The 2,078-nt window shown below is 46.2% G+C and carries 3 protein-coding genes; all 3 read right to left on the bottom strand.

Features of this window, described 5'->3' with window-relative positions; genetic code table 11:
* Positions 1-1,122 (bottom strand): bifunctional 3,4-dihydroxy-2-butanone-4-phosphate synthase/GTP cyclohydrolase II (locus Q7P41_RS05250; RefSeq protein ID WP_303882722.1); only part of this gene is annotated, 1,122 nt, incomplete at its 3' end.
* Between the two features lie 26 nt (positions 1,123-1,148).
* On the bottom strand, positions 1,149-1,805 hold the full coding sequence (locus Q7P41_RS05245) for a riboflavin synthase (protein WP_303882723.1): 657 nt from the start codon (positions 1,803-1,805) through the stop codon (positions 1,149-1,151).
* A partial coding sequence (locus Q7P41_RS05240; protein ID WP_303882721.1) for a dihydrofolate reductase family protein occupies positions 1,805-2,078 on the bottom strand: 274 nt, incomplete at its 5' end. The genes Q7P41_RS05240 and Q7P41_RS05245, both read right to left, overlap by 1 nt.

Here is a 2,078-nt window from a genome sequence, read left to right as displayed (position 1 = left end):
CTTCAAACCATATCCCTCGAGGCCTATAACTTTTTTGGGATTGTTGGTCATTAAACGCAGCTTTCTCACCCCAAGGTCAAAGAGTATTTGAGCTCCTATTCCGTAATCCCTCAAATCGGGACTGACCCCAAGCTTGAGGTTGGCTTCCACAGTGTCCATTCCCCTTTCCTGAAGCTCATAAGCCTTAAGTTTTTTGTACAGCCCTATGCCTCTGCCCTCTTGGCGCATGTAAAGTACGATGCCCCTCCCCTCGCATTCTATCATTTGCAGGGCTTTGCGAAGTTGAGCGCCACAATCGCATCTGAGAGATCCAAAGACGTCACCCGTAAGACACTCGGAATGTACTCGTACGAGCACTTCATCTTCTTCGTTAATTTCCCCTTTGACTAAAGCAATGTGCAAATGATCGAGATCGTCGTCCAACGTCCAATGATAAGCGTGGGCAACGAAATTGCCGTACTCGGTTGGAAGGGCAACCATTGAAACCCTTTCTACGAGCTTTTCTCTCCTGTGCCTATAGCATATTAGATCCTTTATAGTCATTATCTTGAGGTCAAACTTTTTTGCGAACTCGATTAATTGAGGGAGCCTGGCCATGGTGCCGTCATCGTTCATTATCTCACATATCACACCCACCGGCTCCAGTCCCGCAAGTCTTGCCAAATCGACGGCAGCTTCTGTGTGACCAGCTCGTTTTAATACGCCCCCCTTTCTTGCTATCAGCGGAAAGATATGACCTGGGCGTCTAAAATCCGAAGCCTTAACATTGGGATCCGCAAGCAAGCAAGCCGTAATGGCTCTATCTTCAGCCGATATTCCTGTAGTAGTGCCTTCCTTAGCGTCAACTGAAACGGTAAAGGCGGTGCTGTGAGGGTCTGTGCTGTGAAGCACCATTGGTTTCAATTCTAATTGTCTCGCCCTTTCCTCCGTCAGTGGAACGCATACCAACCCTCTGCCATACTTAGTCATGAAATTTATCGCCTCGGGCGTCACCTTCGACGCGGCCATAAGTAAATCTCCCTCGTTTTCTCTGTCTTCGTCATCGACGACGATGATCATCTTGTCCTCTTTTATTAGGTTTATGGCTTCCTCAGGCGATGCGAAAGCCTCATCTAAGGCCATTTTCGCTCATTCCTCCTTCTTGCCCATCACTGCCATCCATATTTGGCTAACTTCTCCCAAGTTAGCTTGCTTGATCTATCTTTCTCATTACTGGATGAGCATTTTAAAAATCGCTCTACATACTTACCTATTATATCCGTTTCTAGATTTACCAGTTCTCCAGCCTTTAAGCTGCCAAGGGTAGTTAGTTTTAAGGTGCTAGGGATTATGCCGACGGTAAAATCGGTTTCTGTGACGTCGATGACCGTTAAACTCACTCCATCCACTGCTATAGAGCCCTTTGGCACGATGTAGTGCATGATAGAAGTATCCGCATTTATCCTTACGATACTCGTTTGTGTCTTTTTTGATATTTCGCTTACGACACCTATGCCTTCAACATGGCCCAAGACTATATGGCCGCCCAGTCGGTCGCCAACCTTTAAAGCGCGCTCCAAATTTACCCTATCGAAAGGTTTCAGTATTCCAAGTTTCGTTACGGCGACAGTCTCTCCCATCATCTCGGCTATGAAGCTGGTGTGCCCCGCTTTTACGACGCTCAAGCAAGCTCCCGATACGGAGATAGATTCGTTTTCGGAAAGTTCGGGAGATATTTCAGGGGCTTCTATTATTAAGTTCGTAACGTCGCCACGCCTGTCTATGGATAACACAGTTCCTATGGTTTCCACCAAACCGGTAAACATCACAGATCGACCTCCATAAAGAGATCGTCGCCCAGCCTTTTTACACCTCTGATTTTTCCCTCAGGAATTTCCATCATATCCTTGAACAAAATTTGCGGAAATATTCTTTTTCCTTGACCTATAATTTTGGGCGCATAAAATAATGCCATTTCGTCACAAAGGTCTGCTTCAAAAAAGGACGACAGAACCCTGGGTCCACCTTCTACCAACAGGTAGTGAATGCCCATCGATGGCAGCTTAAAGACCATTTCTTTGATGTTTAATTTTCCGCTG

It is taken from the genome of Acetomicrobium mobile, assembly GCF_937920065.1.
Note: the sequence above shows the minus strand (reverse complement) of the source record. Positions and strands in the feature narration are given on the sequence as shown.